Source organism: Acinetobacter sp. YH16042, from assembly GCF_013417245.1.
GTDB classification, from domain to species: domain Bacteria; phylum Pseudomonadota; class Gammaproteobacteria; order Pseudomonadales; family Moraxellaceae; genus Acinetobacter; species Acinetobacter amyesii.
Map to the genome: position 1 here is coordinate 106,819 of NZ_VPEJ01000007.1, position 23,216 is coordinate 130,034.

A 23,216-nucleotide genomic window follows, 5' to 3' on the forward strand; every position below is an offset into this window, starting at 1 on the left:
AAAATAAAAAAAATGTTCATTCAAGTTGATGCTGAATCAAATAAAACTGCCTTAAAACACTACCTCACTGCATTCATTTTTCTTTTAATTTTTATCAGTCCATTTGCAATTTATTTGGTGAGCTGCACACCCGAAAGTGAAATTGAACAACACTTCAAAACACCACCCAATTTATATAATAGTGAATCGAACACCCTTCTTGACAGCAACCTACAATGGTTGATTCCACCTCAGCAGATTCAAAATCACAATACTATTCCGGAAATATCTGAATCTGTATTGGACGAGATGACAGAAGGACAATATTGGTCAAGCACACCGATTACGCTGCAAAACCAATCTGATCAGTTATATGTTCATATCGATTTTGCAGGTCAGCAACAAACTCGAAAAGATCTTGAAATTTCGGTACTGCCGTTATGTATTGTTCACGAAAAAGAAACACCATGTATGAAAGCTGGGTTAAATGCAAGTGGACAACTCTTTAACATCTCAACTCAAAAAAATACGCAATATCACACATTGGAGACCAATAAATCTTGGATCTTTTATGGCCATGAATTCCAAGAAAATTATATTATCCCACCACAAGCCACTCTCAAATTTTTAGTTAAAGCCAACATCCCTGAACACTTAACCCTACAATGGCTTAGGCTAAGCATCAGTACTAGCCCCATTGTTGAGAAACAGCAAAATTTTATGCTCATGACGCAAAACAGTATGAAAATAAAATATGCACTTGCTCTATTACCACTCTTCATATTAGCTTTGATGCACATTTTTCAAGGGTTTGAAAGCCTTCGTAATTTATCTATCGGCGCACTTTCAGCACTTTTATTTGCTATCAACACCATCATTTGGGATATCCACTATATGGTGATTGGTTGCTTGATTTTATGTTTTGCAAGTGTCTTTTATTGTTTTGAAAGCCGATATTATCGACTGCTCTATTTAACGGGGTATTTACTGATCGCAGGCTATTCGCAGCAATATTATGGTGGTTTTAATAAACACTTTTTCACTCAAACCAGTTTAATTTTATTGATAGGTTTATCGATGTTTTATCTTGAACCTAAAGATAGCTAAATCATTTTCATAAAAAAGCTCCGCAAATCGCAGAGCTTTTTCTCTTTTAATCACCTTAGATTACATTAAAGCTCAAAGTATATTTATATCGTTTTAATGTATCGCCTTTCATTTCAAAAGGCTGTTGATAATCGATTTTCAGTAAATACTGACCACGATCTGATAGGCTAAAATTCAAGTTTCCATCTTGATCAGTTTTAAGCGTTTTATAAACTTTTCCTTCACGGCTGTAATCCGTTGTTTGCTGCAAAATTTCAATCTGCAAACCCGCAACCGCTTTTTTCTGATCTAGCACTTTCAGTTGGACAGGCTCATTTTGCATAATGGCATTCGGATGGGTTTTAAATTGCACATCAAAGCCTTCATGTAAATGATTCACCACATGTGTAGACGTTACACGGCGTGATACAAAAGTTTCAATGATTTCCTGGGTTTGAATACTTTTGATTTGCGACTTTTTAGTCAACTCGGCTGTATAAATGACATTTGCATTCGCAGTTTTTTGAGGATCACGCACACCATTGATTAACGCTTTCCACTGCTTTTGATCATAAGCAAAACGCGCTGTACTTCCCTGCTTTTCACCGCGAATACGATACGTGCCATCTTGCTTATTTTCTAAACTATAGCTGCTGACTGTTTGCGTTTTTGCCCAATCAGTTTCCGTTAAATGCAGCTTTTCACCAGACGGTGTATGTACATGGAAATTAAAATTTTTAATGGCTATTTCAGAAACAAACGGATTGTCATAAAAACCAGAAAGAATGGCACTATGATTATTAAATGTTTGATAGTTTAGAGGTGCAACATAAGGATAATGCGCTTCAGCCTGACCAACCGCACACAAAGCGATACAGAGTAAAGTGAATTGTAATTTCATATTAAATAAGTGAGCTTAAATTGTTTGATTCATAGAGATCGTTTCATTTTAGATTCACCCAAGACAATTGTAAATAATTCTTATTATCGTTTATTTTAAGTGCATAAAAAATCCCCCATTTTGGAGGATTATTTTATCAAGCTGCTTTGACTGGCACACCACTATGAAAGCGGAATAAATCATCTGGGCTGCTAATCAGATTTTTTTCAACTTCACGAATATGCTCAATACGCATCTGAATATCTTCTTTCGGGTTCTTTAGCTTATTGGTCATCGCCACATCCGTGGCCAATGCTAAATAGTCCTCATAATGGCGTGATTCAGACTTTAGCAAATAGCGGTAGTAACGCCCCAACTCTTCATCCACATGTGGTGCAAGCGCATAGAAACGCTCACATGACCGTGCTTCAACAAATGCGCCAATCACCAAGATATCAATTAACGCTTCTGGCTCGTAAGTCCGCACTTCTTTACGTAGACCACCTGCATACCGACCAGCAGTGATTGCAGTCCATTCCTGACCACGTTTTGCCATCAGTTCCAGCACTTGCTCATAGTGCAGCATTTCTTCACGTACTAGCTGTGCCAGTTTGATTTGTAAATCCGAGAAAAAACTATAACGAAACATCAAATTCATTGCTGTACTTGCTGCTTTCTTTTCACAATTGGCATGATCCTGCATCAGGATATCCAAATTATTTAAAGCTTCATCTAGCCATGCTTTTGGTGTTTCACACCCCAAGAAGCCAATGACTGGCTTCATTAGGGCATCATAATCAATATTTGACATATACTTTACTTAAAAATTAACGTGCAGATTTAATCGCAGCTTTCATTTGTTTTACAGACTGTGCCAATCCAATAAATACAGCATCAGCAATAATCGAGTGACCAATATTTAGTTCATGAATTTGAGCAATGCGCGCAATCGGAGTGACATTGTCAATATTTAAGCCATGACCAGCATTCACAATCAATCCTTTAGATGCCGCATATTCAGCACCTCGAATAATACGTTCCAGCTCTGCTTTCTGCGCTTCAGGTGTTTCAGCATCTGCATATGCACCTGTATGCAACTCAATCGTAGGCGCACCACAGGCAATCGCTGCATCAATTTGAGCAAAGTCAGCATCAATAAATAATGAAACTTCGCAACCAATCGCCGCGAGTGCTTGAGTCGCGTTTTTTACATCTTCAAAATGCCCAACCACATCTAGACCACCTTCAGTCGTGACTTCTTCACGCTTTTCAGGAACAAAGCATACATGATGCGGCTGAATCTCTTTGGCAAATTCAACCATTTCATTGGTCACTGCCATTTCAAGGTTCATATGGGTTTTTAATACAGAACGCATTCGACGTACATCATCATCTTTAATATGGCGACGATCTTCACGTAAATGCAGCGTAATCCCTTCCGCCCCCGCTTGCTCACAAATAATTGCGGCATTCACAGGATCTGGATAAGTTGTCCCACGTGCATTTCGTAGTGTTGCCACATGGTCAATATTTACACCAAGCAAAGCTGCCATAATTCTTTCCTAATGACGTTGAGTTTGAGAATTCTGTATCCACAATTGACGACTTTTTAATGGACGATCGCCAAGCAAGGAAGTAATCATTTGTCGGTACAACTTAGACAGTAATTGTAACTGTTCAGAATTAAATTCCCCACCTTTTTCATAATCACACATACTTAAAATATGTTGACCTGACAATGTTGCGCGTGAGGCTTTAATGACAGGTTGAAAACCTTCATTTAAATGAAATTGATAATTTTCATGAAGCTGAATTTGCTGTTGATTTGCATCAGTTGAATAATCTAGCGCATAACCCAATTCTTCAAGCAACTCATGCTCAAACTGTCTAAGGATTTGTCGCAAAAAAAGATCAGGATTGTCCTGCGCAGACATGCATTGGAGTTGTTCTAAGGTATGCGCATATTGAGCAAATGTCTCAGGCATCTCGACCTCTAAAGGACATAACCTCAATAAAACTTCATTTAAATAAAAACCTGAAAAAAAAGCATCCCCAAAAAAGAAAATGGGTTGATTCACAATTTCAAGTTTACTGAAATTTTTAAGCTCAGACTTGCCGGATGCTTGCAAGCAAATCGGTTGATACTGAGGCGGAGGTGTTTGTCTGAGAATACCGTCAACTCGGCCATGCTCCTGCGTAAACAGGTGCACGATATGACTTTTTTCACGATATTTACGATGGTGAATTAAATAACCATGCAGTATCTCATTACGCATGATTTAAAATATTAATCCTTGTCTTTCTTTTTCTTTTCGTCTTCATCTTCTTCATCATCCCCATCTGGAATGACTGCACCCACAACTGCAGCAGTGCCTTTGACCACGCCCTTTGTGGTTTTATAAGCCACTTTGACAGGAACAGTAACGATTTTATGAATACACCCTTGTAGAAACAAAACACATGCCACTACAGCTAATACTCTCATCATTACTCTTCCCTCAAAGTTTTAAATGTCCAGCAATTAAATATCGCTATAACCCAGGCTTTTCAATGCACGCTCATCATCAGACCAACCACCTTTGACTTTCACCCAAAGTGTCAGCATGATTTTTTGCTCGAACATTTTTTCCATATCCACACGTGCATCCATACCGATTTTCTTCAGTTTGGCACCTTTTTCACCAATCACAATGGCTTTTTGGCCAGAACGATCGACAAAAATCGTCGCATCAATATAGGTACACGCCGCTTTAGGACGACCCGTTTTTGGATTAACCGTTGCTTCTTCTGTTTTAAACGACTCAATTTGAACCGTTAAATCATAAGGCAGCTCTTCACCCAATTGACGCATGATTTTTTCACGGATAATTTCAGACGCAAGGAAGCGCTCTGAACGATCCGTTAATTGCTCAAGTGAATACAGTGGTGGTTGGAATGGTAAATATTTCTCAATCGTGCTGCGCAAATGATCTAAATTTGCACCACGTAATGCTGATACAGGAACAATTTCTGCAAAATTCATTAATTTTGCACGCTCTTGTATCAATGGTAATGCATGGTTTTTATTCTCTAGTGTATCAATTTTATTGATCACAAGAATCACTGGCATATCGGCTTTTTTTAGCTTCTCTAACACTAAATCATCATTCTGTGTCCATTTGTCTGCATCAATCACAAACAAAACTAAGTTCACATCACGAAGTGCAGAATGTGCCGCACGGTTCATCATTTTATTGATGGCACGGACTTCTTTTTTGTGCATCCCCGGGGTATCTACAAATACCGCTTGAGATTTTTCGCGTGAGTCAATACCCACAATTTTATGACGTGTGGTCTGTGGTTTACGAGAGGTAATGGAAAGTTTTTGACCCAAAATATGGTTCATCAACGTTGATTTACCCACGTTTGGACGACCAACAATCGCCACAAACCCACTTTTAAAATCGGCAGGAATTTCAGTGCCTTGTGCACTAAAAAACTGACTAATTAAATCGTTACTGTCGCCTTGCGACTCGTGATCAGCATCTACGTGATCGGAATGAGTAGTCATTAAGACTTTTTCTCCAAAATTTCTAAGATTTCTGCCGCTACTGCCTGTTCAGCAAAGCGACGGCTTGAACCTTCACCGTATTTAACAGGGAGCCCTTCAACTGTACATTCAACTTTAAAATGTTGGTTCGGAGCATCACCCTGAATATCTACAACCTCGTAAACCGGGAGAGGTTTTTTACGTGCTTGTAAATACTCTTGCAAACGTGATTTAGGATCTTTCAGTTGATCAGTTGGTTCAATATGATCTAAATATGGCACATACCATTTAAGAACAATCGGTTCCAGAATTTTTAAATCCTGACAATCGACATAGATTGCACCAATGATCGATTCAACGGTATCCGCAAGTATAGACTCACGATGATGACCGCCAGATTTCAACTCACCTGTACTCAAGATTAATTCTTGACTGAGTTTTAAGTCATTGGCAATTTTTCCTAGCGCTTCCTGACGAACCAGTGTCGCACGCATACGCGTTAGACGCCCTTCATTTTCATGCGGGTAGGCATGGTACAGATAATTGGCAATTATCATACCCAATAATGAATCGCCCAGATATTCTAGGCGTTCATAATTGTATTTATGGCTCACCGATCGGTGGGTCAAGGCCAGTTGTAACAATTCAGGTTGTTTAAACTGATAACCGATACGACTTGCTAAACGAGCTTCATTTAGCTTGGACTGAGCTTTGATCAAAACTTTTCTCGAACTTCAACACAATATCAATATTCAATAAGAAAGGTTTTCTTATTTCATAATCTGTTTTCACTTGTAGACCATCTACATTAGTGACTTGAGCAATATCTTTAAAATTTAAATCACGTACACCATTCATATCTAAACGCTGTGACATTTGTGACTCAAACTTACTCGGAGCAATATTTTTAGGACTGCTCTTCATCAATTCTTCAATTTCATTGTTGACGAGACGATCGTCAACATACGGTCCCCAAACCGCAATTAAAGCTTTAGCTAAAAAAGCAAAACCAATCACAGCAATTAAAATTGCAATATAAGACGTTCCCCGTTGATGTCTCATTTTATTTTCCTGATGTAAGACTAATCAATACTGCCATTACGACTAAATGAAGGCAGTTTTAAACCGGGTTCCTTATGCATCCACTTGTAAAAAGCACGTCCAGTGAGGTTTTCTTCAGGCACAAAGCCCCAAAAACGACTGTCCGCACTTTGATCGCGATTATCCCCCATCGCGAAATAGTGACCTTCAGGAACCTTAACTTCCCAATATAAACCATTTTCTGTTGAATATTTACCATTTTCAACATAGTTGATAAATGGTGCTTGGCGCGCAACATTGACGCCTTCAAGCTCACGCATGGTAAACGTATGCTTACCCATGGTTTCTTTATGATAAATCGATGTAGGTGTATCAAGTTGATCTTTTTCACGGCTAAATTCTACAGGAACTTTTGCCACCTTTTGACCATTCACACTCAGTTGACCATGATCGTAAATAATATGATCACCTGGTAAACCGACCACTCGTTTAATATAGCTGATGGTTGGTTGTGGTGGATAACGGAATACAATGACATCACCACGCTCAGGTTCACCGACATCAAGAATTTTTTTATTGACGATAGGTAAACGTACGCCATACTGATATTTATTCACCACAATAAAATCACCTGTCTCTAAAGTTGGAACCATAGAGTCTGATGGAATATTAAATGGCTCATATAAGAATGAACGCATTACCAAAACTATCGCTAGAATCGGCCAAAAGTCATAAGCCCATGCGATAACGACATTTTCATTCCCTTTACCTTTGGTCTGTCGTTGTTTCCAGACAAACTTATCCAACAGCCAAATTAAGAAAAAAATGACTGTGGCAGGAACAAGGATCAAATTAAAGTCAAAATCCATGAGCTCATAAACCTCTATTTATTATCTTTCTACTTTCAATACCGCAAGGAACGCTTCTTGTGGGATTTCGACGCTGCCCACTTGTTTCATACGTTTCTTACCTTCTTTTTGTTTCGCAAGAAGTTTCTTCTTACGCGACACGTCACCACCATAACATTTAGCCAAAACGTTTTTACGCATCGCTTTTACAGTTGAACGTGCAATGATTTGCGCGCCAATTGCTGCTTGAATAGCCACATCAAACATTTGACGTGGAATCAAGTCTTTCATTTTTTCAACTAAAGCAATACCACGGTGACGAGCATCTTGGCGGTGACAAATCATGGCCAAGGCATCAACCTTCTCACCATTAATTAGCACATCCACCTTAACCAAAGATGAACTCTCAAAACGGACAAAGCTATAGTCAAGCGATGCAAAGCCACGTGAACATGATTTCAACTTATCAAAGAAATCCATTACCACTTCAGCCATTGGAATTTCAAACGTAATGGCCACTTGGTTCGCCATGAACTTCATATTCTTTTGAACGCCGCGACGTTCAACACATAAAGTCATCACATTACCCAAGTATTCTTGCGGTACTAAAATGTGACATTCAGCAATTGGCTCACGTAAGTCTTCAACTGTTGAACCATCCGGCATTTTAGAAGGACTATCGATATAAATGGTTTGACCATTTTTCATCACCGCTTCATAAATTACGGTTGGTGCTGAAGAAATCAGGTCCAGATCATACTCACGTTCTAAACGTTCTTGTACAATTTCCATGTGCAGCATACCCAAGAAGCCACAACGGAAGCCAAAACCAAGTGCATCTGAACTTTCAGGTTCAAAGAACAACGCTGAGTCATTAATTTGCAGTTTGTGCAGCGCCTCACGGAACGGTTCAAATTCACTTGAATCGATTGGGAATAAACCTGCATAGACCTGTGGTTTCACTTTTTTGAAACCCGGTAAGCTTTCAACTTCTGGTGTAGTTGCCAAGGTAATCGTATCACCAACTGGAGCACCAAAAATATCTTTAATACCCGCGATCACGAAACCAACTTCACCTGCTTCGAGCATGTCAGTTTCTGTATGTTTAGGATTAAAAATACCTACTGAAGTAATGATGTGCGTTTGACCTGTTGATTTCATCAACATTTTATCGCCTTTACGCACACGACCTTCTTTAATACGAACTAAAGAAACCACGCCCAAATAGTTGTCGAACCAAGAGTCAACAATTAAGGCTTGTAATGGTGCATTACGATCGCCTTCGGGTGCAGGAATAACATTTACCAGTGTTTCAAGCACCCCTTCAATGCCTAGACCGGTTTTAGCTGAACATGTAGGTGCTTCAGTCGCTTCGATACCAATAATGTCTTCAATTTCTTGAATAACACGCTCTGGCTCTGCTTGCGGCAAATCAATTTTATTTAAAACAGGTAGGACTTCTAAACCTTGTTCAATTGCGGTATAGCAATTCGCTACAGATTGTGCTTCTACCCCTTGTGCAGCATCGACAACCAATAGTGCACCTTCACACGCAGCCAATGAACGTGAAACTTCATAAGAAAAGTCAACGTGCCCCGGTGTGTCAATGAAGTTGAGTTGGTATTCTTCACCATTAGGATGGGTGTAATACAAAGTCACTGACGCAGCTTTAATCGTAATACCACGCTCACGTTCCAATTCCATAGAATCTAGAACCTGCGCCTGCATTTCACGATCTTGCAAACCACCACAAGTTTGAATAAATCGGTCGGCAAGGGTCGACTTACCATGGTCGATATGCGCAATGATCGAGAAGTTACGAATGTTTTTTATATCAACAGATTTTTTAGCTTGCGCCATGGGCTACCTTGGAAAAATAAAAGCGCTATACATGCAATTCTTTATGCATAGCAAAAGCCGAATAGAAATTGCCGAGGATTATAGCAGATGGATTTTTCAAAGTATCGAAAATAATGCATTGCTTTTATGCAAGTCATTCATCCTACATGGAGAACTTGGCTGGTCTTGGTTTGAAATTTTGCGATAAAATCAAACTCAAAGATCATAAGCACTAAAATCCAGCGGATTTAGGCTATCCGCAATAGGTTGATACGCTTGGGTAAAGGTTGGCGACATGCGTTTTGGACGACCTGTGGCAATTTCAATGCATGCCCACTGCGTATTGCCTGTAAATATTATCGCTTTGTCTTTAGGGCGATAAAATACATACTGACGAAACGAATACAACGCATTGATATCATTTAACCAAGTTCGCAGAATAATCTCCTCACCTTCAATTGCTGCTTTTCGATATTGAACATGATGCTCTACAGCAACCATGGCATGCTTCAATTCAATATATTCTTTTAAGCCTAAACCCAAGGCTTCAATATGTGCTGTCGCGACATCTTGCATCCAACTGACGTACACCACGTTATTCACATGATTTAATGTGTCGATATGTTCAGCTTGAACTGTAATTTTTAAATCAAAGATATCGCTCATAGCGTCCTGCAAATTTTAAAATATGCTCCACAGTCTACTCATTTTTATCTAAGGGTAAATTGCAAAAACACTAAAGTTAAAAAAACCACTCGCTTGGAGTGGTTTTCATTCAGCAAATCATTATTGAATGCGCATGCCCACAATCGCACGTTGCCCCTGACGAATCAAAGAAACACGTGCAATGCTGCCATTTTTCAATTCTGAAATAACTTTCACAAAATCTTCTGCATTATTCACAGCTTTATTATTAACTTGAGTCACAACGTCACCCGGCTGAATTCGCGCTTGTGCAGCAATACCACTAGCTCGTACATCTTGAATTAATACACCACCTTTCACACTCAGTTGCTTTAATTCATCTGCAGTTAAATTACGAATTGACACCCCAATCACCGGGCCTTTTTTCACAGGTGCAATTTCAGCTTTTGCAGGCGTATCATCTGGTGCAGTGATCAAGGTTGCTGAAATGTTTTGGCGTTTATCATCACGTAATACTTCAAGCTGAATACTTTGATTAGGACCTGTACGATTGAGATAATTCAGTAGTTCGCCAGTACGTGAAATCGGTGTACCATTAAATTTCAAAATGACATCACCCGCTTTAAAGCCAGCTTTTGCTGCGGGTGAATTCGGTGCAACTTGAGTAATCAATGAGCCCTCAGGTTTTGAAAGGTTATAGGATTCAGCTAGATTACGATCGATATCTTGCAGCATAACGCCTAAGTAAGCACGTGTCACCTTGCCGTTTTTCTTTAATTGGTCTGCAACATCCATCGCCACATCAATAGGAATCGAGAACGATAAACCCATATAACCACCCGTACCACTAAAGATACGAGAGTTCACCCCAACCACTTCACCAGACTGGTTAAATAAAGGGCCGCCTGAGTTTCCGGGGTTCAATGCCACATCGGTTTGAATAAATGGAACCGAGGTTTCTCCCATCATATTGCGCATTTTCGCACTGACAATCCCTGCCGAAGCTGAATAGTCAAAACCAAATGGTGAACCAATAGCCAACACTGGCTCACCTACACGTAAACGGTCAACATTACCTGTGCGTAGCTCTGGAAAATTTGAACCTTTCACCTTTAGCAAAGCCACATCAGTCCGCTCATCACTACCCACAACGGTGGCATCAATTTCACGGCGGTCATTCAATACGATGGTGACTTTCGATGCATCTTCTACCACATGGTGATTAGTTAATAGATAACCATCTTTACTAATAAAGAATGCGCTTCCATAACCGGTCTTTTCTTGCGGCATTTTTTGCTGCGGGATAACGACCTGATTACCAAAAAAGCGTCGTAATATTTCTGGGACTTGCTGCTGTAAAAGCTCTTCTTGACTGAGCTTTTTAACCACATTCACGCTTACGACAGCTGGGCTGACCTGTTCAACCAAATTGGAAAAATCAACAGGACCTGCTGCCTGCGTTTGTACGCTAGCAACCGTAAACACAGCTGCATAAAGTCCCTTTTGTAAATACGATTTATTCATTGTTAGCATTCACTCAATTGTGCTTATCATTTGAAATACGTTAGTTTTTATCACAATGCAAGTCTAGGCTTCGTAATAAAATGTTTGATGAATATTTAGGATAAACAATCTTAAACATTCCTTAAATATTACAGATCTATGAATATTTTTCATTATTTAGTTAATTTATAGTCATTGCGTTTTTAGGCAAAAACAGTTGTGATGATCGGACATTTTTAAAATTAGCTGATGGACATGTCTAATTTAAACACGACACATCAATTTGATGTGATTATTGTGGGAAGTGGCGGTGCAGGTTTAAGTTTAGCCCTCTCGTTACCAGATCATTTTAATATTGCTGTTTTAGCTAAGTCGACGCTGACGGATGCCAGTACATATTTTGCCCAAGGTGGCGTGGCAGCCGTCCTCGATAAAACAGATTCCATTGAACAACATATCGATGACACCATGATTGCAGGTGCACATTTATGTGAAATGGCGGCGGTAAAACAAACCGTTGAAGGTGGTAAGCCCTCTGTCGATTTTCTACTGAATCAAGGGGTGCAATTTACTTTAGACGAACAAGAACAGCTACATCTGACCCGAGAAGGTGGCCACTCTCAGCGCCGTATAATTCATGCAGCGGATGCAACTGGACGTGCAATTTCCACAACATTGGTAGAACGCGCCCAAGAAAAATCAAATATTCAGATCTTTGAAAACTATATCGCGATAGATCTAATTACCGCACAAAAGTTAAATCCTGAAGCTGAAAGCCGTGCTCTAGGCCTTTATGCATTAGATGAAAAAACCGAAAAAGTACATACCTTTTTAGCACCATTTACTGCCCTTGCCTGTGGCGGTGCAATGAAAGCTTATTTATATACATCGAATCCCGACATTGCGACGGGTGATGGTATTGCCATGGCTTATCGTGCAGGCTGTCGTGTTGCCAATATGGAATTCAACCAATTCCATCCAACCTGTTTGTACCATCCTCAAGCTCGCTCCTTTTTAATTACCGAAGCGATGCGTGGCGAAGGTGCCTATTTACGTCTTCCTGACGGTGAACGCTTTATGCTGCGCTTTGATGAGCGTGCAGAATTAGCACCACGCGATATTGTAGCGCGCGCTATTGATTATGAAATCAAACGTCTGGGCATACGTCATGTTTGGCTTGATATCACCCATAAACCTGCAGAATTTGTCAAAGAACATTTTCCTACATTGTATGCACGCTTAATGGAACTTGGCATTGATATCACCAAAGAAATGATTCCTGTGGTTCCTGCTGCTCACTACACCTGTGGCGGCGTTGTGGTTGATGAAAACAGTCAGACCGATATTCCAGGCCTATATGCCATTGGGGAAACCTCTTATACTGGTCTACATGGTGCAAACCGTATGGCGAGTAACTCCTTACTGGAATGTTTCGTTTATGGCATGAGTGCATCAGCACATATCACAGCACAGCATCAGGGATCCTATCAGGCGCCTCATGTCCCAGAATGGGATGACTCGCAAGTGACCAACCCTGACGAAGACGTGGTGATTTTGCAGAATTGGGATGAACTTCGCCAAACCATGTGGAACTACGTCGGTATTGTCAGAACAACCAAGCGACTTCAACGTGCGCTCCATCGTATTGAAATGCTTAAGCGTGAAATCACCGAGTATTATCAAGATTATCAAGTCAGTAAAAATCTGATTGAACTCCGTAACTTAGTATTGGTATCAGAAATGATTGTGCGCTGTGCAATGGAACGTAAAGAGTCTCGTGGTCTGCATTTCACTTTAGACTATCCTGAACAAGCAGACGAACTACGTAAAACTGTGTTAAGTCCACCCGATTTCCAAGTGGAATGTCCATTGGTGAATACAGAACTGGTTTCTTAAACATCTAAAATGTCTAAAAACCATAAAAAGCCGAATATAAATTCGGCTTTTTATTTGAATCAGCAAATGCAATTGAGCCTTTATATTCGTTTTGGTGGAATAGAATAACTCCCTGTTATATGTGCAACAGGCTCATCCACACCTGCTGAATACACCAACACCTCACCATAAATTATACTTTTGCCCACTTTCAGCAATCGACACTCGCCTATTAAATCTTGATTGGCTTCGGGTTTTCTTAAAAAATTAATATTCATATTGGTCGTGACCGCCAGTCCTACAATCCCGATCTCCCCCAATATAGCCACATATAGCGCAAAGTCAGCCAAAGTCATCATGGTTGGGCCAGATATCGTATTGCCCGGTCTTAGATCTTGTTCTGTGACATGCCAAATTAAAGTCGCGGTTTGCTGTCCAACTTCTTTAATCGTGCAATTTTTTAAACTTGGGGCAAATTCACGTTGTAAAAAATCAATAATCGCCTGCTTTCGATGCGGCATAAAAAAATCATCCATAACTTATGCTATGAATGATTTTTAAATCAAATACCTAAAGATTACTATGGCATTTTAGATCTGTTGCAAATGCAATAATGCCTGTTGAAAAACCTGTTCAGGTGTTTGCGTCGCATCGAGGCGCTTCATGCGTGCAGGCTCATTTTCATGAATTTCAGCAAAACCTGAACGCACTTTCTCAAAGAACGTTGCTTTCTCTTGCTCAAATCGATCCAAAGCACCACGTTCACGTGCACGTAACATCCCCGTTTCAATCGGTGCATCTAACCAAAAGGTAATATCTGGCATACGCGCCACAAAACCGTCATTTAAAACTTTGAGTTTTTCTCGGTCCAAACCACGACCTGCACACTGATATGCAAAACTCGAATCTGTAAAACGGTCACATAAAACGATTTTATCTGCAGCTAACGCTGGCAGAATCACGGCTTCTAAATGCTGTGCACGCGCTGCATACATCAGCAATAATTCAGTATCATTACTCATGGTTTCTTCGTGGTTCACCGAAAGTAACAGTGAGCGAATTTGCTCTGCCATAGGTGTACCACCCGGCTCACGGGTTAATACCACATCTTTTGCTAAGTGTTGGAAATGCTCATGTAGTTTACGAATCAACGTGGTTTTACCCACACCTTCCGTGCCTTCAAAACTAATAAACATGCTCACTCCTCAATTTTTCGCACGAATTACCGATAAATACTCTTGTACCGCTCGGTTATGGTCTGACAAATTACTGCTAAATTTATGACCACCGTTACCTGTCGCCACGAAATAGATGTTATTTGACGCATCTGGATGCATCGCGGCTTCAATTGCTTTTTGACTCGGCAAAGCAATCGGTGTAGGCGGTAAGCCATTGATCGTGTAAGTGTTATAGGCTGTAGGTGTACGTAGATCTTGGCGAGTGATATTGCCTTGGTATTTATCACCCATGCCATAAATCACAGTTGGATCTGTTTGCAAACGCATCCCTTGTTTGAGACGACGCACAAATACACCAGACACTTGTTCAAGCTCACTATCAATACTGGTTTCTTTTTCAATAATCGACGCCATAATCAGGGCTTCATATTTATCTTTATACGGTAAATTTTGAGCTCGATTAGTCCAAGCCTGATCTAAGGCTTTGATTTGTCGGTTATACAAATCCTTCAAAATTTTTCGATCAGATTCGCCTTTTGCAAAGAAATACGTATTTGGTGCAAATAATCCTTCTGGGTGTGAATACGGAATACCGAGTTCTTTTAAGATTTGTGCATACGGTAAATGACTGATGTCATGTGTCACCAAAGGATCATTTTTTAACGCGTCTATCAGTTGCTTAAATGTCGTCCCTTCGATCACTAAAATTCGATTCATTTGCGCATTTTCAGAGTTAGAAATCAGTTTCATGACTTCACGTACGCTCATGCCTTCATGGATTTCATACACACCTGCTTTTAAGGTGTCATTGATCATGAATTTTTGGTACAACTTCAAAATAATAGGAAAATGAACTTGTTTCTCTTTGGCCAGTCGGTCAATAAATCCTGAATAGGTATCCCCTGCACCAATCGCCAACATTTGCTTTTTGCCTTCCACAGGATAGGCTTTAAATAAACTCGACCACAGTAAGATCGCCGCAACTACAACGATACCAAGTAGCACAACCAAACATGCTTTAAATGGAAAACCTGCTTTGGCAGATTTTTTCTTATTTGTTTTTTTAGACGCGGTGGACATATTAACGAATCTGACTTAATTGAAGTGTTCGGAAAAGTTCAATACAAGCTTGAACATCTAACTCAACTCCATTCAGAGTTGATGCAATTTTCATGGGACTTAAAGCATTGCAGAAAAAAACACTCTGAAAATGCGTAATTTCATCCATATTGACGTGACGTTGAGTACATGGAATCTGATGCTGCTGCATCCGTTTTAAAATTTCTGCACGCATGACACCATGCACGCCATTATAACGAAGTTCGGGCGTAATCCATCCTTCATTTGTACGAATAAAACAATTACTGCTCACACCTTCGACAACTGTACCTTGCACATCCGTCACCAAAGCTTCCCCCCATGGGGTTTGATCCAACTCTGCTTTGAGCATGACTTGTTCTAATCGATTTAAGGACTTCAAGCCCACCAAACTTGGCATGGTTAACCCAATGGCTTGATGTAATACACCACTTTCGACATTTTCGTACTCAAAATCTGCAACAGCTTTGGGGTAATAAAACACCCAAACATCTGCTGGATGCTCAGGTAAACTATAGCCACGCTGACCGATACCACGACTCAACACAATCTTCAAAGTGCCATTGACGACATCTTGTTTACGTAACAATTTTAGAGTGTCTTCAATGAGGCTTAAATCTGCATTTAGCTTTAATCGCTCATTACTCAGTTTTAATCGTGCAATATGCAAAGCTAAAAGTTCTATTTGTCCTTGGCGAATACGTGCCGTGCTAAAACAGCCATCGCCATAGTGAAAGGCGCGATCAAGTAAATTAACTTGTTCTATTTGCTGCGCATTTTTAAAACACTGCATACATCGTCATCCCAATTACATCACTTTATTTTAAAAAATAATCGTTCAGCATATATTTCTTTTTTGTTCATATTAAATTCTTTTTTAATTATTTTTTCTGCATTAAAACTACAGATATTCTTGCCTCATCCAACAAAACATGTATAAAAATTGAGGACAACATGAATCTATCTAAATTAAAACTTGGGGTTTTGGCTGCATTCATTTCTGCCACAGCATTCAGTGCATCTGCCAAAGATTTCTTAAATGTGTCATATGATCCAACCCGTGAATTGTATGACAACTTCAATAAAGACTTTAGTGTTTACTGGAAAAAAACCACAGGCCAAGACATTAACTTTAAACAATCTCATGGTGGATCAGGTAAACAGGCTCGTGCTGTTATTGATGGTCTAGATGCCGATGTCGTCACTTTGGCCTTGGCTGCAGATATTGATGAAATTGCTGCACGTGGTTTAGTTGCAAAAGACTGGCAAAAGAAATTTCCGCAAAACTCAACGCCGTATACATCGACTATTGTGTTCTTAGTGCATAAAGGCAACCCGAAAGGCATCAAAGACTGGGGCGATTTAATTAAACCGGGTGTCGACATTATTACCCCGAACCCAAAAACATCGGGTGGTGCGCGCTGGAACTATCTAGCAGCGTGGGCTTGGGCCAAACATCAAGCAGGTGGTAATGATGCAAAAGCCCAAGAATTTGTCCGTCAAATTTATAAGCAAACCAAAGTCCTCGACTCAGGTGCTCGTGGTGCAACAACTACATTCGCTGAACGTGGTATTGGTGACGTGTTATTGGCTTGGGAAAATGAAGCACATTTGGCAGTTCGTGAACAGCCGGGTAAGTTTGAGATCGTGACCCCTTCACTTTCTATCTTGGCCGAGCCGCCTGTTGCGATAGTAGAAAAAAATGCCAAGAAGGATGGCAATGAAAATTTAGCCAAAGCGTATTTAAATTATCTGTACTCACCTGCAGGTCAAACCATTGCAGCACAGAACTATTATCGTCCACGTAATGCTGCGGTACTGGCAAAATATAAAAATGTTTTTAAACCTTTAAAATTAGTGACTATAGATAAAGAGTTTGGCGGCTGGAGCAAAGTACAGAAAAAACATTTTGAAAATGGTGGCGTCTTTGACCAAATCGTGAAGACCAATAATTCCAAATAATGCTTTAAATAGCGAAAAGCATCTTCCTTTCGCATAAGGTCGATGCTTTTTTTTCGTAGATACGTCTGTTATCTTTTTTATTCATATAAAATTCGTTTTTAATTATTTTTTATGCATAAAGATTGGCGCTATTCTTCACCCATGTTACAGACAAAGTAAAAATTATTGAGGTTCACATGAGTATTTCCGCAAAATTTAAATTGGGTGTTCTTGCTGCCGTCATCTCGACAGTTTCTTTTGGCGCAGCTGCAAAAGACTTTTTAAACGTATCTTACGACCCAACGCGTGAACTCTATGAAAGTGTGAATAAAGACTTCAGTAAATATTGGGAAAGCCGTACAGGTCAAAAAATTAATTTTAAACAATCTCACGGTGGTTCAGGTAAACAAGCACGTGCAGTCATTGATGGCTTAGATGCCGATGTGGTGACTTTAGCACTTGCAGCGGATATTGATGTGATTGCAGAAAAAGCCAAACTTTTACCTGCAGATTGGCAAAAGAAACTTCCACAAAACTCAACGCCATATACCTCAACCATTGTGTTCTTAGTACGTAAAGGCAACCCAAAAGCGATTAAAGATTGGGGCGATCTGGTTAAACCAGGCGTAGGTATTATTACCCCAAACCCGAAAACTTCAGGCGGTGCGCGTTGGAACTATCTAGCTGCATGGGCTTGGGCAAAACATCAAACGGGTGGTAATGATACAACGGCTCAAGAATTTGTCCGTAAGATTTATAAAAACACCAAAGTACTCGATTCAGGCGCACGTGGTTCGACTACGACCTTTGCTGAACGTGGCATTGGTGATGTATTACTAGCTTGGGAAAATGAAGCACATTTAGCGATTCGTGAACAACCGGGTAAGTTTGAAATTGTGACCCCTTCACTTTCAATTTTAGCTGAGCCACCTGTTGCTGTTCTTGAAAAAAATGCGGAGAAAAAAGGCAATCTTTATTTAGCCAAAGGTTATTTAAACTTCCTTTATTCACCACGTGGTCAGCAAATCGCAGCTCAGAATTTTTACCGTCCACGCAACGCTACAACGCTTGCACAATACGCGTCAGTCTTTAAGCCACTTAAACTCGTAACCATTGATAAAGAATTTGGTGGTTGGGATAAAGTCCAAAAAGCACACTTTGAAAATGGCGGCGTGTTTGACCAAATCGTTAAAGCCAACAACGGAAAATAAGACCAGTCATTGACTGAATCAGGAGAACTTGACATGACACATACAGTAATTGTCCCAGGAGTAGGCGGTAGTGAACACGCGCATTGGCAATCTTGGTTACAACGTCAGCTCATGTCTAGCTCTCGTGTTCAGCAAAAGGACTGGAATCACCCTGTACTAAAAGACTGGATTAAACAATTCGTTCAAACCTTACGACCATTACAGGGTGAAATTCAAATTGTGGCGCATAGCTTTGGTTGTTTAACCACGGTGGCAGCATTGGCCTTGCATCCAGAACTCAATAAAAAAATCAAAAATTTAGTTTTGGTTGCGCCAGCCAATCCAGCTCGCTTTGGAGAAAACGGCTTTGCACGCGACAGTACAACGGATTACAAAGCATTTTTTCATCAGCTGAGTATTCGTGTGCCGACAACGATGTTGATTAGTGAAAATGATCCTTGGCTTGGCTTTGAAGATGCAAAACAACTTGCAGATGCTTGGAAGCTCTACCCTGTGAATATGGGCGCTGTAGGACACATTAATGTTGCATCAGGTTTTGGGCCGTTTCCTGAAATTTTCAATTACTTAATTTCAGAAAACCACATGAAATATATCAGCTTTACTGATGAAAACAAGTATTTATTTCAATTTGCTTTTTAAGTACTGAGCATTAAGCTTGTCGCAAAATCATTTATTCAATTTTGCTGACCTTTTAAGTCAGCTTTTCTCATTTTGAGGAGTCATCATGTCGCAGCGATCCCGAGTGCTGCCAGGATTTGGTCTTTCTCTAGGCTTTACCCTAGCGTATTTATCCTTAATTGTGCTCATTCCCCTTTCGGCCGTATTTATTAAATCTTTAGGTATCGGTTGGGATGGACTATGGGAGATTTTAAGCTCAGATCGTATTTTAAAATCGTTACAACTGAGTTTTAGTGCCGCCATTATTGCTGCGTTAGTCAATGTAGTTTTTGGTTTGCTCTTAGCATGGTGTTTGGTTCGTTATACCTTCCCGGGTAAACGTATTGTCGATGCTTTGGTTGATTTACCTTTTGCATTGCCAACTGCCGTTGCTGGTATTGCATTAACTTCGTTATATGCACCGACTGGTTGGATCGGTCAGTACCTTGAACCTATTGGCATTAAAGTCGCATATACCCCGATCGGTATTACCTTGGCCCTCATCTTTATTGGTATTCCGTTTGTGGTTCGTACTGTACAGCCTGTACTGAGCGACCTAGAAACTGAACTTGAAGAAGCAGCTTCGGCACTGGGTGCAAATCGCTTTCAGATCGTGACCAAAGTGATCTTACCTATTCTATTTCCCGCACTGTTAACAGGTTTTGCTTTAGCCTTTGCTCGCGGTGTAGGTGAATATGGTTCGGTGATTTTTATCGCAGGTAACCAACCCTTCAAAACTGAAATTGCCCCATTGATGATCATCTCTCGTCTTGAGGAATATGATTATGCAGGCGCGACCACGATTGCAGTGGTGATGCTGGTGATTTCTTTTGCCATTTTATTCTTAATTAACTTGGTTCAAGCATGGGCAAGTCGCCGTACAGGGAGAACTGCACGATGAATACGAATAGTAATGCGCTTGCGGAAAAATTACAGTCGCGTGATGCAACACGTGAACCGACATGGGTTCGTTATACCCTGATCATCATTGCTTTAATTTTCTTCTTAAGCTGCCTGATTCTGCCATTAGTTTTGGTTTTCGTTGAAGCCTTTAAACAAGGTGTTGGCGTTTACTTCCAAGCACTGGTTCATCCAGACACATTATCAGCAGTGAAACTGACCTTACTGACCGCTGTGATTGCCGTACCGCTAAACGTAGTGTTTGGTGTAGCTGCGGCATGGTCTGTTGCCAAGTTTAATTTCCGTGGTAAATCTATTTTAACCACGATTATTGATATGCCATTTTCAGTCTCTCCAGTTATTGCTGGCTTAATGTTGGTATTGATTTTTGGTACTCAAGGTTGGTTAGGCGGCTGGCTGATGGATAACGACATCAAAATTTTATATGCCGTTCCAGCCATTGTCCTTGCCACTGTGTTTATTACCGTTCCTTTTGTGGCACGTGAGTTGATTCCATTAATGGAAGCTCAAGGGACTGAGGAAGAAGAAGCGGCAATCGTCTTGGGTGCTTCAGGCTGGCAGACATTCTGGAAAGTGACACTTCCAAATATCAAATGGGGCTTAATCTACGGCGTGATTCTCTGTAATGCACGTGCAATGGGTGAGTTTGGTGCTGTTTCTGTGGTTTCAGGTCACATTCGCGGCGAAACCAACACCTTACCGCTACACGTAGAAATCCTTTATAACGAATATACCTTTAGTGCTGCTTTTGCTGTGTCTTCACTATTAGCGCTCTTGGCGATTGTGACCCTGATTTTAAAAACATGGGTTGAACTACGTCAGGAACGACAAGACAAGCGTAAAGACGATTCACAAGTTTCTTAAGGAATGACCTCATGAGTATTCAAGTAAAAAATATTGAAAAACACTTTGGTGCATTCCATGCACTTAAAAATATCTCTTTAGATTTCCCTGATGGTCAGCTCGTTGCGCTGCTCGGCCCATCAGGCTGTGGTAAAACTACCCTGCTCCGTATCATTGCAGGTCTTGAATCTGCCGATGGCGGTCAAGTGATTTTAGAAGGTGAAGATGCCACTAAAGTTCATGTCCGTGAACGTGAAGTTGGGTTTGTATTCCAGCATTATGCACTGTTCCGCCACATGACCGTATTTGACAACATTGCTTTTGGTTTACGTGTACGCCCACGTGCAACACGTCCATCTGAAGCGGAAATCAAAAAACGTGTTATTCGTTTGCTTGATCTTGTTCAGCTTGGTTTCTTGGCTGACCGTTACCCTGCTCAGCTTTCAGGTGGTCAACGTCAACGTATTGCCTTGGCACGTGCTTTAGCGGTTGAACCACGCGTGTTATTACTGGATGAACCTTTTGGTGCATTGGATGCCAAAGTTCGTAAAGAATTACGCCGCTGGTTACGTACCTTGCATGACGAACTCCACATCACCTCTATTTTCGTGACCCATGACCAAGAAGAGGCACTTGAAGTGGCCGATCAAATCATTGTGATGAATAAAGGCAACGTAGAACAGATTGGCTCGCCGCGTGAAGTTTATGAAAAACCTGCAACACCGTTTGTATTTGACTTTTTAGGTCAAGCCAACCGTTTTGAAGGTCAAAATAGCAATGGCCTCATTCAAATTGGTGAAGACCGAATTTTGTTGCCACAAAACGCCAATGCGCCGCAAGGAAATGTCATTGCCTTCGCTCGTCCGGATGAACTACGCATTCATGCACAGCCGCAAGAAAATGCTATCCAAGCAACTTTTGTACGTGAGCTTTGGATTGCAGGTAAAGTGATTGCTGAATTGCATGACCGTCAGGGCAATCTGATTGAAATTTCATTAACGGCAGATGAAGCGAAAGCACATCAATTCCGCCCAAATCAAACAGTATGGTTAAGTGCAACGAACTTGCATTTATTTGAAAACCAAGTTGCATAAAACAAAAAGTTGGGGGCCTTTACAAGCCCCACTTGCTTTTAAGGTAAAATAAAATTATGAATTTCCAACAATTAAGAATTATTCGAGAAACCGTACGTCAGAATTTTAATTTAACAGAAGCGTCTGCTGCACTTTACACCTCGCAGTCTGGCGTGAGTAAACACATCAAAGATCTAGAAGATGAACTTGGTGTACAGCTATTTATTCGTAAAGGTAAACGTCTACTCGGTTTAACCGAACCAGGCCAGTCTTTATTGGGAATCGTTGAACGCATGCTCGTGGATGCAGACAATATTAAACGTCTAGCAGATGACTTTAACAAAGTGGATGAAGGGACATTGACTATTGCGACCACACATACGCAAGCGCGTTATGTCTTGCCGCCGATTGTGAACCAATTTAAAAAAGAATTTCCAAAAGTTCATCTAATTTTGCAACAAGCAAGCCCTGTTGAAATTACAGAAATGCTCCTTCAAGGTGAAGCGGATATTGGGATCGCAACCGAATCGTTAACCACCGAAGATAACCTTGCAAGTGTGCCTTACTATAACTGGCAACACAGTATCATCACACCACAAGAGCACCCACTCACCCAAAAATCAAATATCACCATTGAAGATTTGTCGAACTATCCAATTATTACTTACCACGGTGGTTTTACGGGTCGTTCTAAAATTGATAAAGCTTTTGAAGATTCAGGCTTTAATGTAGATATCGTGATGTCCGCACTTGATGCAGACGTTATTAAAACCTATGTTGAACTTAATATGGGGGTTGGTATTGTCAACGATGTGGCATATGACCCAGAACGTGACTACCGTTTAAAACAGATTCCTACCGATATTTTTGGCGTTAATACCACTTGGATTGCTGTTCGCAAAGGACATTTGCTACGCGGTTATGGCTACGAGTTTATTTCTTTATGCTCACCAGATGCCGACATCAAAGCGTTGAAAAAAGTGGCTTACCCAGAAGAATGATAGGCCAATTGACGAATTAAAGAGGACACCTACTGTCCTCTTTTTTTGGTAAACACATATTTTATCTA

At 40.5% G+C, this 23,216-nt stretch carries 25 protein-coding genes; 9 read left to right on the forward strand and 16 right to left on the reverse strand.

What is annotated here, in order from left to right; all coding sequences use genetic code 11:
* The first annotated feature begins 12 nt into the window (after positions 1-12).
* Positions 13-1,086, forward strand: coding sequence for a hypothetical protein (locus FTV37_RS07370; RefSeq protein ID WP_180063406.1), 1,074 nt, complete (start codon positions 13-15; stop codon positions 1,084-1,086).
* A 55-nt stretch (positions 1,087-1,141) separates the two neighbouring features.
* Here FTV37_RS07370 and FTV37_RS07375 read toward each other — a convergent pair whose 3' ends face one another.
* The 12 genes from FTV37_RS07375 to FTV37_RS07430 all read right to left on the reverse strand — a co-directional run bounded on the left by FTV37_RS07375 (position 1,142) and on the right by FTV37_RS07430 (position 11,371).
* Complete coding sequence (locus FTV37_RS07375) at positions 1,142-1,966, reverse strand: DUF4198 domain-containing protein (protein ID WP_180063407.1); 825 nt, start codon at positions 1,964-1,966, stop codon at positions 1,142-1,144.
* A 136-nt stretch (positions 1,967-2,102) separates the two neighbouring features.
* Positions 2,103-2,756 carry a tRNA-(ms[2]io[6]A)-hydroxylase gene (locus FTV37_RS07380; RefSeq protein ID WP_180063408.1) on the reverse strand — a complete coding sequence of 218 codons (654 nt, stop codon included), beginning with the start codon at positions 2,754-2,756 and terminating at the stop codon, positions 2,103-2,105.
* 16 nt (positions 2,757-2,772) lie between these two features.
* Positions 2,773-3,498 (reverse strand): pyridoxine 5'-phosphate synthase, encoded by a 726-nt coding sequence (pdxJ, locus tag FTV37_RS07385; protein ID WP_111883982.1) that lies wholly within the window; start codon positions 3,496-3,498, stop codon positions 2,773-2,775.
* Positions 3,499-3,507: 9 nt separating this feature from the next.
* The gene (recO, locus tag FTV37_RS07390; protein WP_180063440.1) at positions 3,508-4,224 is read right to left on the reverse strand and encodes a DNA repair protein RecO; all 717 of its coding nucleotides are present in this window, start codon (positions 4,222-4,224) and stop codon (positions 3,508-3,510) included.
* 8 nt (positions 4,225-4,232) lie between these two features.
* Complete coding sequence (locus tag FTV37_RS07395; protein WP_180063409.1) at positions 4,233-4,433, reverse strand: NF038104 family lipoprotein; 201 nt, start codon at positions 4,431-4,433, stop codon at positions 4,233-4,235.
* A 33-nt stretch (positions 4,434-4,466) separates the two neighbouring features.
* Entirely contained in the window at positions 4,467-5,495 is a 1,029-nt protein-coding gene (gene era / locus FTV37_RS07400; RefSeq protein WP_180063410.1) for a GTPase Era, read from the reverse strand.
* On the reverse strand, positions 5,495-6,193 hold the full coding sequence (rnc, locus tag FTV37_RS07405; protein ID WP_111883979.1) for a ribonuclease III: 699 nt from the start codon (positions 6,191-6,193) through the stop codon (positions 5,495-5,497). The genes era and rnc overlap by 1 nt, the downstream gene beginning before the upstream one ends.
* A complete protein-coding gene (locus tag FTV37_RS07410; protein ID WP_078192003.1) occupies positions 6,165-6,536 on the reverse strand; it encodes a DUF4845 domain-containing protein in 372 nt (123 codons plus the stop codon). Before FTV37_RS07410 ends, rnc begins: the two co-directional genes overlap by 29 nt.
* A 20-nt stretch (positions 6,537-6,556) precedes the next feature.
* Positions 6,557-7,384, reverse strand: a complete 828-nt coding sequence (gene lepB / locus FTV37_RS07415; RefSeq protein ID WP_111883978.1) for a signal peptidase I — start codon at positions 7,382-7,384, stop codon at positions 6,557-6,559.
* Positions 7,385-7,405: 21 nt separating this feature from the next.
* Entirely contained in the window at positions 7,406-9,223 is a 1,818-nt protein-coding gene (gene lepA / locus FTV37_RS07420; protein WP_168378033.1) for a translation elongation factor 4, read from the reverse strand.
* 195 nt (positions 9,224-9,418) lie between these two features.
* Positions 9,419-9,868, reverse strand: a complete 450-nt coding sequence (locus FTV37_RS07425) for a thioesterase family protein (protein ID WP_180063411.1) — start codon at positions 9,866-9,868, stop codon at positions 9,419-9,421.
* Between the two features lie 120 nt (positions 9,869-9,988).
* Entirely contained in the window at positions 9,989-11,371 is a 1,383-nt protein-coding gene (locus FTV37_RS07430) for a Do family serine endopeptidase (RefSeq protein WP_168378034.1), read from the reverse strand.
* A 228-nt stretch (positions 11,372-11,599) separates the two neighbouring features.
* Here FTV37_RS07430 and nadB point away from each other — a divergent pair, with 228 nt between their 5' ends.
* Positions 11,600-13,246 (forward strand): L-aspartate oxidase, encoded by a 1,647-nt coding sequence (nadB, locus tag FTV37_RS07435; RefSeq protein WP_180063412.1) that lies wholly within the window; start codon positions 11,600-11,602, stop codon positions 13,244-13,246.
* 80 nt (positions 13,247-13,326) lie between these two features.
* Here the strand turns inward: nadB and FTV37_RS07440 are convergent, their stop codons facing one another.
* The 4 genes from FTV37_RS07440 to pabC form a co-directional block, all read right to left on the reverse strand.
* Positions 13,327-13,746 (reverse strand): PaaI family thioesterase, encoded by a 420-nt coding sequence (locus FTV37_RS07440; protein ID WP_180063413.1) that lies wholly within the window; start codon positions 13,744-13,746, stop codon positions 13,327-13,329.
* 69 nt (positions 13,747-13,815) lie between these two features.
* The gene (tmk, locus tag FTV37_RS07445) at positions 13,816-14,421 is read right to left on the reverse strand and encodes a dTMP kinase (RefSeq protein WP_078190336.1); all 606 of its coding nucleotides are present in this window, start codon (positions 14,419-14,421) and stop codon (positions 13,816-13,818) included.
* 9 nt (positions 14,422-14,430) lie between these two features.
* Positions 14,431-15,483, reverse strand: a complete 1,053-nt coding sequence (mltG, locus tag FTV37_RS07450) for an endolytic transglycosylase MltG (protein WP_180063414.1) — start codon at positions 15,481-15,483, stop codon at positions 14,431-14,433.
* 1 nt (position 15,484) lies between these two features.
* Complete coding sequence (gene pabC, locus FTV37_RS07455; RefSeq protein WP_180063415.1) at positions 15,485-16,294, reverse strand: aminodeoxychorismate lyase; 810 nt, start codon at positions 16,292-16,294, stop codon at positions 15,485-15,487.
* A 161-nt stretch (positions 16,295-16,455) separates the two neighbouring features.
* On the opposite strand from pabC, the gene FTV37_RS07460 reads away from it, so the two are divergent.
* The 7 genes from FTV37_RS07460 to FTV37_RS07490 all read left to right on the forward strand — a co-directional run bounded on the left by FTV37_RS07460 (position 16,456) and on the right by FTV37_RS07490 (position 23,148).
* A complete protein-coding gene (locus FTV37_RS07460) occupies positions 16,456-17,463 on the forward strand; it encodes a sulfate ABC transporter substrate-binding protein (protein ID WP_180063416.1) in 1,008 nt (335 codons plus the stop codon).
* A 176-nt stretch (positions 17,464-17,639) separates the two neighbouring features.
* Positions 17,640-18,653 carry a sulfate ABC transporter substrate-binding protein gene (locus FTV37_RS07465; RefSeq protein WP_180063417.1) on the forward strand — a complete coding sequence of 338 codons (1,014 nt, stop codon included), beginning with the start codon at positions 17,640-17,642 and terminating at the stop codon, positions 18,651-18,653.
* 33 nt (positions 18,654-18,686) lie between these two features.
* Entirely contained in the window at positions 18,687-19,292 is a 606-nt protein-coding gene (locus FTV37_RS07470) for an alpha/beta hydrolase (protein ID WP_180063418.1), read from the forward strand.
* Between the two features lie 85 nt (positions 19,293-19,377).
* Entirely contained in the window at positions 19,378-20,211 is an 834-nt protein-coding gene (gene cysT, locus FTV37_RS07475) for a sulfate ABC transporter permease subunit CysT (protein WP_180063419.1), read from the forward strand.
* Positions 20,208-21,095 carry a sulfate ABC transporter permease subunit CysW gene (cysW, locus tag FTV37_RS07480; protein WP_180063420.1) on the forward strand — a complete coding sequence of 296 codons (888 nt, stop codon included), beginning with the start codon at positions 20,208-20,210 and terminating at the stop codon, positions 21,093-21,095. The genes cysT and cysW overlap by 4 nt, the downstream gene beginning before the upstream one ends.
* Positions 21,096-21,106: 11 nt before the next feature.
* The gene (locus tag FTV37_RS07485) at positions 21,107-22,168 is read left to right on the forward strand and encodes a sulfate/molybdate ABC transporter ATP-binding protein (RefSeq protein ID WP_180063421.1); all 1,062 of its coding nucleotides are present in this window, start codon (positions 21,107-21,109) and stop codon (positions 22,166-22,168) included.
* 56 nt (positions 22,169-22,224) lie between these two features.
* Complete coding sequence (locus FTV37_RS07490; RefSeq protein ID WP_180003268.1) at positions 22,225-23,148, forward strand: CysB family HTH-type transcriptional regulator; 924 nt, start codon at positions 22,225-22,227, stop codon at positions 23,146-23,148.
* The last annotated feature ends 68 nt before the right edge of the window (positions 23,149-23,216 follow it).